General features: G+C 35.7%; 13 protein-coding genes and 1 other annotated feature. Of the genes, 4 read left to right on the top strand and 9 right to left on the bottom strand.

The annotated features are described in order from the left end of the window. Positions 1-152: 152 nt before the first annotated feature. The 5 genes from KI338_RS17435 to refZ all read right to left on the bottom strand — a co-directional run bounded on the left by KI338_RS17435 (position 153) and on the right by refZ (position 5,452). Positions 153-356, bottom strand: a complete 204-nt coding sequence (locus KI338_RS17435; RefSeq protein ID WP_212922307.1) for an alpha/beta-type small acid-soluble spore protein — start codon at positions 354-356, stop codon at positions 153-155. Between the two features lie 127 nt (positions 357-483). Beyond that, a complete protein-coding gene (gene thiI / locus KI338_RS17430; RefSeq protein ID WP_212922306.1) occupies positions 484-1,686 on the bottom strand; it encodes a tRNA uracil 4-sulfurtransferase ThiI in 1,203 nt (400 codons plus the stop codon). Between the two features lie 6 nt (positions 1,687-1,692). Next, entirely contained in the window at positions 1,693-2,832 is a 1,140-nt protein-coding gene (locus KI338_RS17425) for a cysteine desulfurase family protein (RefSeq protein ID WP_212922305.1), read from the bottom strand. Positions 2,833-2,927: 95 nt separating this feature from the next. Further along, complete coding sequence (gene ezrA, locus KI338_RS17420) at positions 2,928-4,619, bottom strand: septation ring formation regulator EzrA (RefSeq protein WP_212922304.1); 1,692 nt, start codon at positions 4,617-4,619, stop codon at positions 2,928-2,930. 224 nt (positions 4,620-4,843) lie between these two features. Next, the gene (gene refZ / locus KI338_RS17415) at positions 4,844-5,452 is read right to left on the bottom strand and encodes a forespore capture DNA-binding protein RefZ (RefSeq protein ID WP_212922303.1); all 609 of its coding nucleotides are present in this window, start codon (positions 5,450-5,452) and stop codon (positions 4,844-4,846) included. A 149-nt stretch (positions 5,453-5,601) separates the two neighbouring features. Here refZ and msrC point away from each other — a divergent pair, with 149 nt between their 5' ends. Beyond that, positions 5,602-6,087, top strand: a complete 486-nt coding sequence (gene msrC / locus KI338_RS17410; RefSeq protein WP_212922302.1) for a free L-methionine (R)-S-oxide reductase MsrC — start codon at positions 5,602-5,604, stop codon at positions 6,085-6,087. Positions 6,088-6,138: 51 nt separating this feature from the next. On the opposite strand, the gene KI338_RS17405 is transcribed toward msrC, so the two are convergent. Further along, positions 6,139-8,040, bottom strand: coding sequence for a sensor domain-containing diguanylate cyclase (locus KI338_RS17405; protein ID WP_212922301.1), 1,902 nt, complete (start codon positions 8,038-8,040; stop codon positions 6,139-6,141). A 332-nt stretch (positions 8,041-8,372) separates the two neighbouring features. Here KI338_RS17405 and rpsD point away from each other — a divergent pair, with 332 nt between their 5' ends. Further along, positions 8,373-8,975: a 30S ribosomal protein S4 gene (gene rpsD / locus KI338_RS17400; RefSeq protein WP_212922300.1), complete on the top strand. Its 603-nt coding sequence runs from the start codon at positions 8,373-8,375 to the stop codon at positions 8,973-8,975. Positions 8,976-9,241: 266 nt separating this feature from the next. Beyond that, a complete protein-coding gene (locus KI338_RS17395) occupies positions 9,242-10,297 on the top strand; it encodes a P-loop NTPase family protein (protein ID WP_212922299.1) in 1,056 nt (351 codons plus the stop codon). Between the two features lie 117 nt (positions 10,298-10,414). Here KI338_RS17395 and KI338_RS17390 read toward each other — a convergent pair whose 3' ends face one another. From KI338_RS17390 to tyrS, 3 genes are all read right to left on the bottom strand, one after another. Next, positions 10,415-11,371, bottom strand: coding sequence for an acetamidase/formamidase family protein (locus KI338_RS17390; protein WP_212922298.1), 957 nt, complete (start codon positions 11,369-11,371; stop codon positions 10,415-10,417). Positions 11,372-11,675: 304 nt separating this feature from the next. Next, entirely contained in the window at positions 11,676-13,361 is a 1,686-nt protein-coding gene (locus tag KI338_RS17385; protein WP_212922297.1) for a methyl-accepting chemotaxis protein, read from the bottom strand. Positions 13,362-13,692: 331 nt separating this feature from the next. Continuing rightward, entirely contained in the window at positions 13,693-14,964 is a 1,272-nt protein-coding gene (gene tyrS, locus KI338_RS17380) for a tyrosine--tRNA ligase (RefSeq protein WP_212922296.1), read from the bottom strand. Between the two features lie 55 nt (positions 14,965-15,019). After that, positions 15,020-15,238 (bottom strand) — a binding site (T-box leader). A gap of 121 nt (positions 15,239-15,359) precedes the next feature. Between tyrS and KI338_RS17375 the strand changes: the two genes are divergently transcribed. Continuing rightward, entirely contained in the window at positions 15,360-18,320 is a 2,961-nt protein-coding gene (locus tag KI338_RS17375; RefSeq protein ID WP_244853735.1) for a transglycosylase domain-containing protein, read from the top strand. Positions 18,321-18,448 lie beyond the last annotated feature (128 nt).

The following is an 18,448-nucleotide window of genomic DNA, read 5'->3' as shown; positions in this document are numbered from 1 at the left end:
AATTATTGTGTGGTAACTTTAATTTTATCAAAAGGTGTCCTTTTTGTGTGCATAAAAAGAGTGGTATTCACCTGTTTAGGTAAGTACCACTCTTTTTTTTATTTACTGGGGTTTTGTCCCAGCCTCTAGCCATTTATGCTATTAAATTGTCATTAACCGTTCATTCCACCAAACTGTTGTTCAGCCATTTGAACTAAACGCTTAGTGATCTCTCCACCAACAGAACCGTTAGCGCGAGAAGTAGTATCAGCACCAAGATTCACACCAAATTCTTGAGCGATTTCATATTTCATTTGGTCTAATGCTTGTTGAGCACCAGGTACTACCAACTGATTTGAATTGTTGTTGTTTGCCATGGTATCTCACCTCCTTGGTACACTTATATTGTGTAAAAAAGAGGTTCTTCATTCGAAAAATTATTGGTAAGTGTTGCTAAATATCTAAAAAATTATATCATCAATAAATCAATTCAAGATTGCTAAATTAGAATAACCCTTCAAACACATCCTCTGCTCTTTTCTTCTCTGATATTTCAATGACCTCGATACCATCTATTGCTTCCTGTATTAATTCTTCATAGTCATAATTGGATTCATAATAGTTTACCCGATCCCTTTTTGGCTTTGTTTTTGGTGCTTTGGGGACAAATATGGTACAGCAATCCTCATACGGCCGAATAGAAATATCAAAGGTATCAATTTTTTTTGATATCTCTATAATTTCATCCTTGTCCATTGTTATTAAAGGTCGAAGAATAGGGTAGTTTGTAACTTCATTGATTGTATACATGCTAGTCATTGTTTGGCTTGCAACCTGGCCTAAATTTTCCCCGGTTGTCATCGAAAGAATCCCTTCCTTTTGACAAACACGCTCACTAATCCGAAGCATCATTCTTCTCATTACCGTCATTCCATAGTTATCCGGAGTTTCTTGAAAGATCTTTTGTTGTAATTTAGTAAATGGTACAACATGTACATTAATTTTAGAACCATAGCTTGTTAACTTTTCAGCTAGGTCAATAACCTTTTGTTTTGCACGATCACTTGTAAATGGTGGTGAATGAAAATGAATAGCCTCAATTTCTACTCCACGCTTCATAGCCAAGTAACCCGCAACAGGGCTATCAATACCACCTGATAACAGTAGAAGTGTTTTTCCAGAGGTACCAACAGGAAGACCACCAGAGCCACGAATAATACTAGATGTAATATAGGTTGCTTCCTGACGAATCTCAACCTTCACATCTATATCTGGGTGGTGAACATCGACAGTATAATCTTCTGTATTACTTAATAAATGTCCACCTAGTATTTGATTTAGTTCTTGTGATCGTATAGGAAAACTCTTATCTATGCGCTTTACTGTTACTTTAAAAGTTTTTATATTTTCTCCATTTTTCAACGCGTATAGTGCTGCTTCCTTTATTTTCTCTAAATCATTCTCAACTTTTATCGCTAAACTAAAGCTATGAATACCAAATATATTCTTACATTTTTCTAGGACTTCGTGAGGATCATGCCCATTAAGCAAAACAAACATCCTTCCTTGTGTCCTTTTAACTTTTACATTTTCAAATTCTTGAAGCTTATGACGGATATTTTGTTGTAGTTTCTCTACAAAACTTTTGCGATTTTTACCTTTTAAGGCTAATTCACCATAGCGAATTAATATATGATCATATTCCATAATTATCTACTCCATTACTTCTTTTAATTGGCTCAGTGCCTCTTTTAACTGCTTTAAAAATATCTTTATTTCATCCATCGTATTGTCATAGGTTAAACTTACTCGAAGAGCTGATTTTGCTCGTTCCGATGAATATCCACACGCTTTAACTATCCTACTTTCGTCAAGGCTCTTTGAGGAGCATGCAGATTTAGTTGAAATATAGGTACCTTGCTTACCTAGAGTATGAATCATTACCTCTGGTTTTAAGCCAGGGATAGAAAAATTCACAATATGCGGGGCAGAATTCGCTGGGCTATTAAGTTGAACGAAATCAATTTTTTCCAGCTCTGCTGCCAAATACTGATGCAATTGGCGTAATTTATCCCCATCATTTACTTCTCGTTCTTTTATTAGTCTTAGTGCCTTTACAAATGAGACCACTCCTGCTAAATTCTCAGTTCCCGAACGTATCATTCTTTCCTGCTCTCCACCATGGAATAATGGAAATAGCTTGACTCCTCTACGACAATACAATATTCCAGTACCTTTTAAACCGTGAATTTTATGACCTGACATTGAACAAAGGTCAATACCACTATTCTCAAGAGTAAGAGGAACTTTACCAAGGCCCTGAACATGATCCACATGAAAAAACAGTTTAGGATACTTTTTAGCTAGTTGACCAATTTCTTGAATTGGTTGGATTGAGCCGATTTCATTATTGACATGCATGATGCTTATTAAAATAGTATCTTTCCGTATGGCTTCTGTAACATCCTTTACTGATACTACACCATTTTGGTTCACTGGTAAATATGTTACTTCAAATCCTAAAGATTCTAAACTTTTACATGCCTCATAGACAGAAGGATGCTCAATTTCAGTCGTGATAATATGTTTTCCACGACCCTGATGCTGTAGAGCAATACCTTTAATTGCAGTATTGTTCCCTTCCGTTCCACCAGAGGTAAAGATAATCTCATCTTCATGCACACTAAGAAGCTTTGCAGCCTGTTGTCTTGACTTTATAAGTAGCTTTTCGGTCTCTCCACCTAATTGATGAATCGATGAAGGATTTGCAAAAAACCTTGTTGATACTTCTTGAAAGCTTTTTAATACTTCTGGATGTGGATTCGTTGTTCCACTATTATCTAAATAAATCACTAAAATTTCTCCTTTAAGTAGAAAATGGAAAGGCTGACTTTAGGAAAACTTTCTTCCATAAAGCAGCCCTTGACTGTAATCGTTATTTTCAATTCTTAATGTAAAATTAATTGATTTTCCTCAATTCGTTTTAATGCTCCTGGCTCCACTTCTTCTAGTGCTTTAGCAGCATTTTCTAGAGCAACCTCATATTCATAATTGCGAAAAAGTGCTTCTGATTCAGCTAACTTAGCTGCAAGTAAAGGAAATTTACTACGATAACGGTTAGCATATTGAATTACCTGTTCTGTTAAACGTGCTTGATCCAACATAATCTCTGTTTTCTCTAATAGCATCTCAACAGAACTCTTGGCTGCAAATAAAGCCCGTTGAACTTCCCCAATATCTAAAGGACTCTTTTCCAATGAAGTTAACACATGATTACATTTTTCCGTTGCCTCTTCCATTGCGTTCCATATATAACTTGGAACACCAGGAATATTACTCTTTTTAATTCTTCGATTCGTATCATTAATTTGATCACGAATTTCGTTTAATTTTTCCTTTGCTTCTAATTCATCTTTTCGAAGGTTAAAGACACTTTTCTTAAAGTCATGATGTTTCTCTTGAATTTCTTGAAGTTGGTTTAATCCACTTTCTAGCTTAGCCCTTAAATCCGAATGAGGAATATTGTCATTTTCTAATCCTTCGACAACTTCATCGTAAATCTTTTGTAGCTGTGTAATCTTTTTATCTAGTGCTAAATACTTCTCCATATCTGAATCTTCGAAGTAATAAGCGTCTCTTAAATTATCTACCTCATCCTTTGTTTCTTCAAAGGATGCTACTATTTCCTCTATAGACTTTTGATAACCTGGTACCTGAGATTCCGTAAAGCTCTTATCAATAGCTTCCTTCTCTAAAAGTTGATACATTTCTTGGATACGGTCTTCCACCTCAGTCCGAAGTGCCTTTGCATCAATAGCTTTCCCTTTTTCAAGAGCATCCACACAATCAATTAATCGTTGTTGATAACCCTGTAATTCCTTTTCAAATCCAAGATGGTCTATACGGTAGCCATCTTCCTTCATTTCCCTAATGCCTGCATAAAGGTCATCGATTTGGGAAGGAATATCCTGTTTACATGCTCGATAAATGTCAGGGAACTCGTCAATTTCGACCTGCAAGAGTTCTAAACGTTCCTTTAAATCATCAACTACCGTTTTTGCCTCAATATAATTACCTGAATCAACTAGATCATGATAATGTTGCAGTGCGTCTTTGAGCTCATCTAGCTCTACCTCAAAACGCACCTCTGCTTTACCATATTGGAATCTATTTTGTGAAATCTTCTTATTCAATTCTTTAATAGCGGGCTGAATGGTTTCTACACCTTTACGGCTGGATTCCTCTGAATCAACCAACTCGTCAAGCTCCAATAGTATTTTTTCTATATCTTTTTCAACTGCTTGTAAATTTTGCTCTGTTTTGCGCAATATCTTTTTCGCAGAAGAGAATCGGAACTTATCTGCCGCTTCTTCAGCATCAAATAACAGCTCTTCTATATCCGGTAGCTCTCTCGAGAGTATAAGCTCCCAACGGTCCTTCCAGGATTCAAATCGGTCCTGTGTCTCACCAGATAAATTAAGCGTCTTAATTCTAGTTAGCTCAGAAGAAACATTCCTATTCATAATTTCTAATTTCCAACTATCTAGACGATCAACATTATCGTAGACCCTCTTACGCATAATAAGGCTTATGATAATTAACGCAATAATGACTAGTATAATTCCAATAATAATCTCCATCGTAAAGCCCCCTAAAAAAATCCAAAACATATTCCATCTTTTTCACGTAAAACTATGTATTCTATTCCCTATGATACCATGTATTTGCGAATTTTGGCTAAGAATTTCCATGAAAACAGGAGTTTTTTTAAATTTTTTGTCGCTATTTGCTTTTTTTCAGACTTTATATGCTATTTTACTTGTTTTAGAAAGCAAAAAGGCTGTTTGGAAAACAACCTTTTCTTTTATCTTGCAATATAATCCAACCAATTACAGATTGTTTGTACATACCTTTTAATAAATAAAGAATGGGAATATTCTCCAACTATTTGGCTTCTCCATTCATTGTGTAAAATATACGGTGTTACTAACATTCCTTTTAGCTGCATGAGAAGATATTGTCTATCAGGTTTGCTCTTATCTTCAGTTTTGTTCTTAAATAACGCTGAAAAAGCATTGCCAATAATATAATTTTCCTTAGCAAGATACGTTACTGCCATTTCACGAACAAATACAGAATCCATTGATAATTCACGATGGATAAAACAGGATAATTGTAGATTCATATGCTTATATTGTATAATCTTATATATTAAATTTTTTAAACTTTCGAGCGCATCTAGTTCGATAGACTCTTCAAGAGTTGTTTCAATGATGGAAAGATACTCTTCGTAATAATTAGATACTGCAAATTCTAAAAGACCTTGTTTCCCCTTAAAATAGTAGCTTATAGAGGATACATTGACAGAGGCCTTTTCAGCAATATCCCGTACAGAGGTACCGTGGAATCCTTTTTGATAGAAAAGAGCAGATGCTGCCTCCACTACCTTTCGTTTCGTTGGGATATCATTCATTGATATCAACTCCTTATGGGTAGAAATAGGTGACTATATGTATATATACGACAAAGAGATCGTTTTTCCTGCATTTTTTTATTTTCAACAGCCCATACGATAGTTATCATATAAAGCGATTATATTCAAATACTGAAGGGAAGAATACTATGTTTCAAACGACAGCTTATTCAGGAGATAAAGTGAAAGATTATGAATTAGTCATCAAACAACTCGAAGCACTGCTTCATGATGAGACCGATACAATAGCCAATCTCTCGAACGCTTCAGCATTACTAAATCAATTTCTTGACCAAGTTAATTGGGTTGGCTTTTATCTCTGGAAAGAAGATCAGCTCGTGTTAGGTCCATTCCAAGGGCTACCTGCCTGTATTCGAATTCCTTATGGAAAAGGCGTTTGTGGTACAGCAGTTAAAGAAAGAAAAACAATGCGTGTAGAGAATGTTAACCAATTTCCAGGCCATATTGCCTGTGATAGTGCTAGTCAATCAGAAATTGTAATTCCACTAGTTAAGAATAATGAAATACTAGGTGTTTTAGATATTGACAGCCCAATTCTTAACCGTTTTGATGAAATCGATCAGCATTTTTTAGAGAATTTCGTAGAAGCTTTAATAAATCATATTTTCAACTAATAAACTAAAAAGGTCTGTCTTTCCAATTAATTTGGAGGGTCAGACCTTTCATTATTCACGAATCAGTTCATCTGTATTCTCATCTACACTATATCTTACAACACAGTTCTTCCCAAAACCTTTTGCTTCATATAAGGCTTTATCTGCATGAATGAAAAAGCTCTTCGGAGTAACCTTCCTTTTGTTTGACCAGGAGGATACACCAGCTGATAACGTTACCCGTGGCTCTGTAAAAGATTCCACTTGATCTCCAATGTTTCGTGCTACTTGCACTGCTTCGTCTATTTCTGTATTGGGTAAATATACTGCGAGTTCTTCCCCACCCCATCTAGCTGGAATATCACGATCTTCAATAGTAGACATAATAATCTCTGCCACTTGTTTAATTACCTCATCACCAATATAGTGACCATACGTATCATTCACCTTTTTAAAATCATCAATATCGAACAAGATTAATGTACCATATTCGCCATTTTTCATATGTTCAACAATTTTCTTATCTAAATAGTTTCGTGAAAATAACTGTGTTAAATAATCAGTTGAAGCTGCCTTTTGCAACTTTTCCTTCAATATGGTATTGATAAATGCTAGTGTTGAATGACGCAATATCGATTGTAATAATTTATATTGTTCAAAAGAAAAAGCATATGGCTTACGATGTAGAATGATTACTAAACCATTGATTGAACCACTGTTTTCCATTGGTATTGCCATAATGGAACGAAAAGGTATATCCTCACTCTTAAGCTTAAATTCACCAGAAAAAATAGCCTCCTGCTGAAGTTCAACTTCTCCGAGCAAGTATTTAATAAATCCTTTTCCCTCAACTGTATCAAAAAATGCTGTACTACCTTCTAACGTTTCAAATAATCTGGTGTTCTCTTGAATGTTGTATACAAACCCTATTTCCTCTGGAGCACAAAGTAGCGTAATTTGATTTCGAATTATTTTGGTAATTTCTGTTAAATTCAGATTAGAATTTAATTGATGAATTAAATCATTAATCATTGTTAAATCTGATACAAGATGCTTTGAATTCAGGTATAGTGTCGTACTTTCTATTGCTTTTCCAGCAGCATTTGCAAACCTTGAAATATAGTCTACTTCAGCTTTTGGAATATCCAAAAGCTTTGGAATAATAATTTGTAATACCCCATAAACTCCCTGCTGTCCCGCTAAAGGAGCATACACATACGTCATATTCGCGTCTAACTGATTTTCAATCTGTATTTCGGCAGTTAAAAAAGCTGTTGAACTGGAGCTTTGAACATCATTCCTAATCTCTAGAAGCTTTACAGGGAGATCTGTATTTTTTTCATATTCTTGGGATAGATGAAGATAAAAGTCAAAATTAGGATAGACCTTTTTTAATGCAGTAATAATCTCTGTAAAAATTTCTGTTTTTGTTTTTAGGTTTAAGAAATGCGAGATCATGTCAAATAGAACCTGATTCTTTTTCTCATTCTTATCTCTTTGTTCAATGATATAAATATAATCTAACAGTAATTCTACTTCTTTCCTTATTACTTGCTGTATCCCCTCTGAAATGGCGCTTCCGTTCTCCATTCCGACAACCATCATGCCGATAGGACCATTTGTCGGTTTTAGAGGGATGAGTTGATAGTTCATATGCGATGAGCTCACTGTAAATAAGTCATTATCATTTATCCTTAATTTCTGTTCATCTGCAATTGCCCGTCGATATGTGAGTGTAGGATCATATATCATCTGATTTAACAGTATTCTATTTTGCTGAATGTTTTTCGTTTTTAAAAAGAAACTATTTGTCCACTGATCAAACAAATAGATTACTAGAAAAGATGATTCTAGTAGTCCACTTATTTGATAAGAGAGTTTTTCATAGAGATTCTCACTCATAGGTGATGTTGTCATCAGTAACTCATAATTAATTAATTGTAATTTTATTTGTATTGTCTTCTCATCTATCATTTATATATCACCCGGAGTAATAACTAATATATTTTCATTATATAATAAATATAGATTTTTCTCCTACTTTGAGTTAATGAATTCAACAATATTTTAAAATTTTTATAGAATGTTTGACTAAACCTCTGAAAAATTATATACTATTCTTTGTGTAAAATAATATGGCAGCCTAAGTGAATCACCACTCGACCATTTTATTCCTCTTCCATATGAGGTGTATCGTGTAACTCTCTGCTGCTGGAGCGATGGTACATGAAAATAAAATGGCGTGAGGAACGATCACGGTTGGATTTTTATTTTATGCAAATAAAATAAAAAGGAGGAAATGTCCCATGGCACGATATACTGGTCCAGAATGGAAAAAATCACGTCGTCTTGGCATTTCACTAACAGGAACTGGCAAAGAGCTAGATAAACGCCCTTATGCTCCAGGGCAACACGGAGCAAACCAACGCAGAAAGCTTTCTGAATATGGTTTACAGCTACAAGAAAAACAAAAACTACGCTTTATGTATGGTTTAAACGAACGTCAATTCCGTACACTATTTAATAAAGCTGGTAAAATGAAAGGTGTTCATGGTGAGAACTTCATGGTTCTTCTTGAATCTCGTCTTGATAACCTTGTTTATCGTCTAGGTCTTGCACGTACTCGCAGACAAGCTCGTCAGCTTGTAAACCATGGTCACGTGACAGTTAATGGATCTCGTGTAGATATTCCATCATACCTAGTAAAACCTGGTCAAACAATTAGCCTTCGCGAAAAATCAAGAAATCTTGATATCGTGAAAGAAGCAATCGAAGTAAACAACTTCGTTCCAGATTATTTAACATTTGATGCTGATAAACTAGAAGGAACTTTCAATCGTTTACCAGAACGTTCTGAGCTTCCATCTGAAATCAGCGAACAGTTAATCGTTGAGTTCTACTCTCGTTAATCTGTATAATTATTATGCATCAATGCCCTTGAAATATTGTTTTATCAATGTTTCAGGGGCTTTTTTATGTTATAAAATAAAGAGATAAATTCTTATTTGGAGAAAACAATACTATTATGCATGAGGGGATTATTCTTTCAGTAAAAATATCTAATAGTGTAAGATGAAGTAAATTACCTTTAATTAATACTGAAACAAACATTCTTGTTACACTATGATTAGAGATTTAAAATATACATATCCAAGAAGTAAGGGAGCATCAGTCAGTGGATAATTTAAAACTTAATGTTTCATTACTGCGAAAGCGAGTTCCTAATTTAACGATAGCAGCTAAAGAAAAAGGATTGCGCCCTGCAACCGTATCTAATTTATGTACTGGCAAGACTCCGTTAGAACGTGCAGAAGTGCGAACGTTAGTAGCATTAGCAGAACTTGCAGAGTGTAAAGTCGATGATTTAATCATTCGTGGGAATAATGTGCAAATGATTGAAACTGGTATTAAAGCATTGGATTTTTTAGCTCCGATAACGAAAGGAGGAATAAATGGTTTCATCGCTAGACCGGGAATGGGACAATTGGTACTACTAGCTGAAATATTTTATCGGTTAAAAGAAAGAAATTATGCTACTGTACTTTTAATGCCAAGGTTGGATAGTCTTGAATTAAACGAGGTTAGAGAATCTGCAAATATTCTTTGCCAAGACACAGAAAGCGCATATGAGAAAATGATGCGACTAAATGACAAACAAGATGTAGCATTAGCTACTGATCGATCCTTAGTTGTCTCAGGAGAAATCTATTCATTACTCGAAAAAGTGAAGCTACCTGAAGGAAAAACGATTACGACATTCCTTATCGACCCTACTGGAGAAGCGGTAGATGAAGAACTTCCATATGGACCTTTAGATACACTCATGATTTTTGATGCAGAACAAGTGTCAAGAAAACTTTTTCCAGCAGTAAATCCTGTTTCTTCTACCTCCGTAATGATTGAAGATGCTCAACTTGATAAAAAGCATTTCAATCTTCAACAAAAAACACGGAAGATTATGCGCCGGTATCGGGAATTACGTTTTTTAGTTAATGCTCTTGGTTTTGATAAATTACCATTTGCAGACAAGGAAATTTATAAGCGAGGCGAGCGCCTTGAAGCCTACTTCACGCAACGTTTTTTTGTTGCAGAACCCTTTACTAAAAAGAAAGGTGCTTCGGTATCATTATCGAATACATTAGATGATGTCAGTCGCATTTTGGAAGGTTATTTAGATAACGTAACCCCTGACAATTTGTTCTATATAGGAACATTAAACGATGGTATATAAATAGTTGGAAAGTTAATAGTTAGCCGGCCAAAAGAGCGTAACAAATAAATAACAGACTTCCATAGCCACGGAAGTCTGTTATTTTGTTTTAGCTGAAAAAAATAATAGATTAATCTATCACTTTAAGGCATCAAAAGGTAAAAAAGCATGGACTCCTTTTGAGAAATTGACAATTTGTGTAACACGTAAATCCACCACTAATGTTGCGTAAGCATAAGCTTCTGTTCGGGAAATATTGTATAGCTCCGACATTAAATCCAGCATATCATTTAATGCAAGCCACATAGCTTCATCCAGGTCTTCATGAAATGCCATGGTGATCCATCCTGAATTCGTTTTTGCTCGTGGTCTCTCTATTTTTATGTCATCTCTAACACAAAAAGTTAAACTCACCCGTTCCATTGGGCACTCTAACGCAGGGCCCGCCACTTCACCATCCCCTTGAGCTGCATGACCATCTCCTGTAGAAAAAAGACCACCCGGAACAGATATCGGTAAAAACAAAGTACTCCCTGCTTGTAATTCTTTGCAATCGATATTTCCGCCAGTTTCTCGAGGAACGAATGTAGAATGTTGACCTTCTTCCTCTGGGGGCATACCCATAATCCCCATGAATGGATGTAACCCAACAGTGTAGTCAAAATCGCCAAATTGACTTGTACCCACCATTTTTTCAATATCAAGTTCGAAATCCAGAAGTACTTCTTTCTCTTGATCCAAGCCTAGCTTTTTATTCCAGTAACTCGGAAATCCTCCTCCTGAAGTCCATCCCCATGAGCCTGGAATAATCTCATTAACCTTTACCTCTAAAGTAAGTCCTGGCTTTGCACCATGAATGTAGACTGGGCCAACTAATGCATGGCCAAATTGCTCCGCTTGTCGTTCTGTCTTAATCTCTGTAAATCGCTTTCTTTGTGCACCCGGAGATAAACGCTTTTCTAATCCCCATGCCGAATCTAATGTTTGAAAAATAACAGTATCTCCTGAATGAATGTGTAATGCAGGTTCTATATCTTTGCTAAAAAATCCATGCAAGGTGTCAGAAGTAGGATCTAACTCATAAATTTTGGACATAGATTTAACCTCCATAGAAAAATATGGTTTGGATGAAGGAATAACACGGCTTCTTGTGGTCCGGACACATGAAAATGTAATATGTTTTCATCCAGTACAACTTAATTATAGAGTAATAATATTTACTTTGTAAAGTAAATATTATTCTGAATCTTTATCAATTGGTTGAAAGGTTACAAATCCTTGTTTTAATGCTAGTAGGTAAAATACTTCTATTTTCCCTTCTCTAAAGTACTTATATAAAGTTATTAGAAAAACTAGAAAAGGAAAGTCACTTTATTCCTCAGTGCTTTCCTTTTCTTGTCTATAGCTTAAATTGACGTGTTAAATTATTCAGTTGCTCGGCTAATTTAGCAAGTTCTTCTGAGCTTTTTGCTACTTCCTCCATCGAACTGCTTGTCTGTTCAGAAGCTGCAGAGGTTTCCTCTACACCAGCTGCTGATTCTTCTGATATGGAGGCAATTTCCATAATATTAGCATTCATTTCTTGACTACTAGCCAAAATATCGGATAAATTGTGGGACACCGTATTTATGTTATTTACCATACCTATTACTGCCTTACTAATATCTTCAAAGGTTTGACTAGTCTTCTTAATTTGTCCAGTTCCTTGGGCTACTTCCTTGTAGCCACCTTCTAATGATTCTGATACACGTTGAGATTCATTCTGAATGTTCGTAACGATATTGGTAATATCCATAATAGACATGGACACCTCTTCTGCAAGCTTTCTTACCTCGTCCGCAACTACTGCAAATCCTTTACCAAGTTCTCCTGCCCTTGCTGCTTCTATTGCCGCATTAAGTGCTAATAGATTTGTTTGCTCCGATATATCTTTAATTACATATACTAGCTTCGTAATTTCTTTAGCATGAATGTCCAAGCCTTTAACACGTTGAACAGCATCATGTACAATACCATCCACTAATGCCATCTGATTTGTAGACATCTCCATTAATTTACTACCCTCGGTAGTCATTTCAAGAACTTCATTTGAATTATGTAGAGCCCCTTCCCCATTTCTGTTCGCATCTTCGACCTTAACTGTAAATGTATTCATGGCAGTAGATAAATCACTTGCATGGTTAGCTTGGGCTTCTGCCGCTGAAGCTAGTTCTTGCATTGTTACAGCTACTTGCTCGGAACCAGACTTCACTTCATTTGTTGTTTGCGTTAATTCTTCACTATGACCGCTAACAGTCTCTGAAACGATTTGAATTTGATTTAGTAAATCTCGCATCTTACTATTCATTTCATTTGTTGCCGCAATTAGCTGTCCTGATTCATCTTGCAATTTAGTTTCTAGTGGCTTATTACTTAAATCTCCACCTGCAATTGCCTTCATTCGATTCATAACTAATCGTATAGGATTCGTAATGGAAGAAGCTGTAAATAAAGCTACTACAAGCGAAAGTATAACTATACTAATAGGTATAACAGTCTCAAGTACTAGATTCGTCTTACCACTAGCTACAATAGAGTCACCAGCATCATTTATTTCTTCTTCCATTTCAGTAGCTAGTTTTTCATACCCTTCTCTTAATTCCCTCGCAGTTACGCTATTAGCTTCCAAGTTTTTGATTGCTTGGTCCTTATTGCCTTTTTCATACTCAGCAAATACTTGTTCCTTTATAAATTGTCGCCATTCAACTGTTTGATTAATAAGCTCATCAAATTCCTTCGAATCTGCTAAACTTTTAAATAGCTCTTCATATTCTGTACCTTTCTCTGTATATTGGTCAAAGATGTCTTTATATTCCTGCTTGCCAAATAGTACATATCCTCGGGCTGCAGCAATTCTGTTCGACATGGTTGAAGACATCTGTTCATTAGCTATTAATAATTGAACCTTCCGATCAACCATTTCGGTTGTTTCCTGATTCATTTTATACACCGAAATGAAATTATACACTCCTAGAAATATAACTAATATAATTACCACTGAAAATCCTAGTAGCATCTTTTGTTTTATACTTTTAAAATTTAGCATTATGCTCTCTCCTTAGTTGTCTTTAGTTTAATGTTTCTCCTATGTATAATGCCTAACTACTACCAAAATGATTAATACCTTTTCATTCCCTTCCTTTCATATGAATCAAAATACCTATATAGTATTTAAAATCTACTCTTTAATGGGTTAATTTGAATAGTTAGGAAATCTGTTTTAATTGACCATTCATATTTATAGGTATTTAGAACTAGCACTACGTAATAGTAATGCAACCTAGATATCTTTTCAACCATTAAGCATATCAGTTAACCATCTTGAAACTATCAAAAAAAGCTGTTCAAAGATCTAAACCTTTGAACAGCTTTCCTTCCTAATTATATCGAATCATAAAATACTTCTTCTTCCCTCTTCTAATAATGGTAAACTTCCCTTCAATCTGATCCGCTTCCGATAATACATAGTCTAAATCCTGTTGTCTTTCACCATTAATATAAATAGCACCATTCGTAATGTCCTCTCTTGCTTGGCGCTTAGAAGACGAAATGTTCGCATTAACAAGTAAATCAACTAATCCTAAATCTTCTCTATTCATTTGGAATGTAGGTACATCCTTAAATCCTTGTTCAATTTCACTTGCAGATAAAGCTTTAATATCCCCACTAAATAAAGAAGCTGATATTTTTTGCGCCTGCTCAACTGCCTCTTGACCATGAACCATCCTGGTAACTTCTTCGGCTAATCTAGTTTGAGCCACTCGCTTTTCTGGACGAGTGTCTACCTCCTGCTCTAATTCAGCAAGGGCTTCTTCACTTAAGAAAGTGAAGTAACGTAAAAATTTCATTACATCACGGTCATCCGTATTAATCCAAAATTGATAAAATTCATAAGGACTGGTTTTCTCAGCATCTAACCAAACTGCATTACCTGCTGATTTACCAAACTTAGTTCCATCCGCTTTCGTTATGAGTGGAACCGTTAGCCCAAATACCTTTACATCTTCCTCTTCATTTTCTCGTCCACGACGAATTAATTCCATACCAGCAGTTATATTTCCCCACTGGTCACTACCACCAATTTGTAAGGTACAATTATCCTTCATGTATAGCATTTGAAAATCTAGAGATTGAAGAATCATATAACTAAATTCCGTGAAGGAAATCCCCTGTTCGATACGTGCTGAAACAGATTCTTTTGCCAACATATAGTTAACACCAAAGTGTTTACCAGCATCACGTAGGAAGTCAATAACAGTCATGCTTCCAAGCCACTCGTAATTATTTCTAACAACCACTGGATTTTCATCTTGATCTACTTCTAGAATTTTCGAAATTTGTGCTCTTAAGCTGTCACTATAGCCCTTTACCACATCTTCTGTATTTAACGAACGTTCCGTAGAACGACCACTCGGATCTCCAATCATACCAGTTCCACCACCGACTAAAGCAATTGGTCGATGTCCAGCCTTTTGGAATCGTTTTAGCATCATGAGTGGTACTAAATGTCCGATGTGTAAGCTATCTGCTGTAGGATCAAATCCACAATATAAGGTTACTACATTTTCAGAAAGATGCTTTTCTAAACCTTCTCTATCTGTCACTTGATTAATAAGTCCTCTACGCGCCAAATCCTCTAAAATATGCATAGTTTCACCCTCCAACTTTTCTAAAAATAAAATAAAAAAACTCATTCCTCTATAATAAAGGGACGAGTTTTAACACGCGGTACCACCCTTGTTGCAATTGAAATTGCCACTTTGGGGTTGTTAACGATGACTACACCGTCTTAATTTCACCTATTTGGCTCATTAAGAATGCTCCAGAATTGTAATTCGCAAGCAAATATATACTGGTTTCCACCTACCACCAGCTCTCTTGAATAGGGATTTGCATTACTACTATTTCTATCATAGCTTTTAAATATAGTATTACTTCTTATCATATTAAATAATATTAGAAAATGCAATTATTTTATTTTTCGTCTACCTCCCTTTACATCGTCTATGCTATAATTAATCTTGGTAAAATAGGGGGGTTAAACGTGGACTTTAAACAAATTCTCCATAACTTTGTAAAAAAGACAAAATCCATGTGGAGCACAGGTAAAATACAACGTGCTTCTCGAATTACATATGATGTTATTTGGAATGTTATTCTATTCTTCATTGCAATTGGAATCATCGGAATGTTCTTTGGGGTTGGAATAGGATTCGGATATTTTGCATCCTTGGTAAAAGATGAACCAATCCTATCATATGAAAACATGGAAAAGGATATTTACAATTATGAAGAAACATCAAAATTATATTTTGCAGGAGATGTATATATCGGTGATATTCAATCCGATTTACACCGTGAAGAAACAAAATTGGAAGATATCTCTCCGACTTTAATTGACGCTGTTGTTGCTACTGAGGACGAATACTTCTTTGAACATAATGGTGTTGTACCTAAGGCAATTGTCCGAGCTATAGTACAAGAAATTACCAATTCTGACCTAAAATCTGGTGGTAGTACGTTAACCCAGCAGCTAATTAAAAATCAAATTTTAACAAATGAAGTATCTTTTGAACGGAAGGCAAAAGAAATTTTATTAGCAATGCGCTTGGAACAGTTTTTTGATAAGGAACAAATATTAGAAGCGTATTTGAATATTATCCCATATGGCCGTGGACCAAATGGTCGTAATATTGCTGGAGTTCAGACTGCAGCTAGAGAAATTTTTGGCATAAATGCAAATGAAGTAAATTTACCTCAGGCTGCCTTTTTAGCTGGATTACCGCAGAGCCCATCATACTATACTCCATTTGAAACTGGTGGTGGATTAAAAAGTAAAGAAGGTATAGAGCCTGGTATAAATCGTATGAAAGTTGTTCTTAGCCGTATGTATGAGTTAAATTACATTACGGAAGATGAGTACAACAAAGCAATGAATTATGATATTACTGCAGATTTCGTCTCAGAATCCGAGTCACCAATGGAAAAATATCCTTACCTAACGTTTGAATTAGAGAAACGAGCAAAAGAAATTATCATGTATATACTAGCTGAAAAGGATGGATATTCAAAAGAGGATTTAGCAGAAAATGATGAACTTCGTGAGCAGTATATGATACTTGCATATCGAGACTTACGTAGAAATGGTTATAACATTCACTCCACGATTGATAAGGATATATATGATGCATTTCAAGAGGTGGCAAAAAACTTTAAACATTATGGACCCGATTGGACGGGTACAGTGAAGGATCCAGTTACTGGAGAAAAGAAACGGATTACCCAGCGCGTTGAGGCTGGTGCCATTCTTATTGAAAACAATACAGGAAGAATAATTAGCTTCTTAGGTGGACGTGGGTTTAGTTTAGAGAATCAAGTAAATTATGCTACTGGAGCAATACGCCCCAATGGTAGTACCATGAAGCCTTTACTAGTATATGCCCCTGCGATGGAAATGGGTGTCGTTCAACCAGGTACTCCTGTTGCGGACGTAAAAACTACGTTTAATACTGGTAGCGGGCCATATAATCCAAATAACTTTGATTATAAATTTCATGGACTCCTTTCGGTACGGGCAAATTTAAAGGATTCCTATAATATTCCAGCAATTAAGGTATATACACAAATCATGAATGATAATATCGTTGATAAATATCTTCGGAAAATGGGGATAACATCAATCATGGATAACGAGTATGGGAATCCTGCTTTGGCAATTGGTGGAACAACCTATGGTATATCCATAGAAGAAAATACAAATGCCTATGTTACTTTTGCAAATGGTGGTAAGTTTGTAGATGCATACATGATTGACAAGATTACCACACAGGATGGAGAAGTAATTTTTGAACAAAAGAGTGAACCTGTGGATGTATTTTCTCCGCAAACAAGCTATTTAACGTTAGATATGATGCGGGATGTTATTTCAAATGGTTCTGCAGCCTATCTTCCATCACAGCTAAAATACAAGAATGTTGATTGGGCTGGAAAAACTGGTACTTCACAAAATACACAGGACGTACATTTTGTAGCTAGCAACCCAAATGTTACGATGGGCGCTTGGCTAGGATATGATATTCCTCAATCATTAGTATGTAATAGCTGTCAATTGTACCATGGCGATCGAAATATAAAACTATGGGCAGAGCTTATAAATGCTGCCTCAGATATACGACCAGACTTAGTAGCACCTAGCAAAAGATTTCAACAGCCATCTGGAATAGTATCTCGAAATATTTGTGCTACATCTGGAATGCTTCCATCGAAATTATGTTCACAGGTAGGACTTGTTTCCAGTGATATATTTAATGTTAATTTTGTACCAACAAAGGTAGATGATAGTTTAATCCAAGGATCCTATGTTCTCGTGGATGGTAAGGCAGTTCCTGCAGGACCAAATACGCCAAAAGAATTCGTTCAAGATGATGGGGTTTCGTTTAATCCAGATTGGTTAAAACGTAACGGTTATGATCTCTTAAAGGATATAACGCAGCTGTATCCTTCATTTAGAAAGGAAGCATGGGAAAAAGTAAGTATGCCAAGCATAAAAGGACTAAGCACCATAGTAAATGACGATGGAAAAGCTCCAACTGTTCCGACATCCTTAAAAAACAGTGGTCGTGCACTAACCTGGACGGCTTCAAAGAGCAAAGATGTCATTGGATATCGAATCTATCGTGCATCAGAGCCAGGTGAAGAATTTAAGCTAATCGGAATTTCCGTTGAGACAAAATTTAATGCTCCTAGTGGTAATGGTGTTTATGTTGTAAAAGCAGTCGATTATTCTGGTTTAGAATCAGCCGGATCCAATGAATTAATCATAGGAAAATTCACGAAACCTGATGATTCTAAGAAACCAGATCCTCCAAAAGGAGACCCAGATCCAGATAAGGAGCAACCAGCAACTGGTGATGATGATAATGGTTCAGATAATAATGACCCTGGGAACGGGAGCGAGAATGGAAACGACAATACAAATGGACGAGGCAACAATGGCAGAGACTAAGAAGAGGGTTTATAGCCCTCTTCTTTTTTACATTGATTAGCTAAATGCTTTTTTAACTATTCCATTACATCTATTAGAAAAAGACTAAAAATTAGCACGATAATACGGTATAATAAAAGCAATAATTG

This window comes from Ornithinibacillus bavariensis, from assembly GCF_018333235.1.
GTDB classification, from domain to species: domain Bacteria; phylum Bacillota; class Bacilli; order Bacillales; family Amphibacillaceae; genus Ornithinibacillus; species Ornithinibacillus bavariensis.
Note: the sequence above shows the minus strand (reverse complement) of the source record. Positions and strands in the feature narration are given on the sequence as shown.

Excerpts from the sequence above, each read along its gene's own strand:
- KI338_RS17435 (WP_212922307.1), bottom strand. The coding sequence starts at position 356 with ATGGCAAACAACAACAATTCAAATCAGTTGGTAGTACCTGGTGCTCAA.
- thiI (WP_212922306.1), bottom strand. The coding sequence starts at position 1,686 with ATGGAATATGATCATATATTAATTCGCTATGGTGAATTAGCCTTAAAA.
- ezrA (WP_212922304.1), bottom strand. The coding sequence starts at position 4,619 with ATGGAGATTATTATTGGAATTATACTAGTCATTATTGCGTTAATTATC.
- refZ (WP_212922303.1), bottom strand. The coding sequence starts at position 5,452 with ATGAATGATATCCCAACGAAACGAAAGGTAGTGGAGGCAGCATCTGCT.
- msrC (WP_212922302.1), top strand. The coding sequence starts at position 5,602 with ATGTTTCAAACGACAGCTTATTCAGGAGATAAAGTGAAAGATTATGAA.
- KI338_RS17405 (WP_212922301.1), bottom strand. The coding sequence starts at position 8,040 with ATGATAGATGAGAAGACAATACAAATAAAATTACAATTAATTAATTAT.
- rpsD (WP_212922300.1), top strand. The coding sequence starts at position 8,373 with ATGGCACGATATACTGGTCCAGAATGGAAAAAATCACGTCGTCTTGGC.
- KI338_RS17390 (WP_212922298.1), bottom strand. The coding sequence starts at position 11,371 with ATGTCCAAAATTTATGAGTTAGATCCTACTTCTGACACCTTGCATGGA.
- KI338_RS17385 (WP_212922297.1), bottom strand. The coding sequence starts at position 13,361 with ATGCTAAATTTTAAAAGTATAAAACAAAAGATGCTACTAGGATTTTCA.
- tyrS (WP_212922296.1), bottom strand. The coding sequence starts at position 14,964 with ATGCATATTTTAGAGGATTTGGCGCGTAGAGGACTTATTAATCAAGTG.